This window comes from Candidatus Nitrosotalea sp. FS (assembly GCF_011319475.1).
In the GTDB taxonomy this organism is placed as follows: domain Archaea; phylum Thermoproteota; class Nitrososphaeria; order Nitrososphaerales; family Nitrosopumilaceae; genus Nitrosotalea.
Map to the genome: position 1 here is coordinate 1 of NZ_RCMC01000246.1, position 718 is coordinate 718.

The following is a 718-nucleotide window of genomic DNA, read 5'->3' on the forward strand; positions in this document are numbered from 1 at the left end:
GCAATTCTTGCTACAGCAGCTGTAGTAGGCATTATGCCAGCATTTGCCACATCACCGGCAGATACAGCATATTCAAGCCAAATCAGCCCAAGTACTGGATCTCAACAAATTCTGCCAATTGTAGTATCAACAGACAATGATACATACAACAGACAATCAGTAGTAATTGTTACAGGACATGTCCAAAATGCAATCGCAGGACAAGCTGTTACAATGAAAGTTTCAGACCCCAATGGAAATGTTGTAGAAGTACGTCAGTTAACATTGAACAGCAATGGTGATTTTCAAGATAAAATCAACACCGCAAGCCCACTATGGTCTTCAGGCGGAGTCTATACCATTTACGTTCAAGGCGGATCACAACAAGGACTACTTTCAACAGAAACACAGTTCACAATACTTGGTGGCGGACAATCAAGTTGTACAGCACAACAACTTTCAGCTACAATAGGTAGTGAGATGTATTGTATTGACTATACCATAGATGGTGGAACTGTTTCCGGAGCAACACTGAATGCAGCATCAAAGACTCTTGTTGTAAACATACAAGCAAACAATGACGGTCAGATCACTTTGAACATTCCAAGATCAGTGTTAGATGCAAAAAGTGGTACAAGTGACGGTGCCTTTGCAGTCCTAATTGACGGCGAACAGGTGCAACAATTCACAGAAACACCAACCACAGACGCAAGAACAATTACAATTCCATTCCAAATGG

General features: G+C 41.5%; 1 pseudogene. It reads left to right on the plus strand.

Annotation, left to right across the window (positions count from 1 at the left end):
• Positions 1 to 718: pseudogene (locus DYY66_RS09765) on the plus strand (hypothetical protein); the annotation flags it as partial.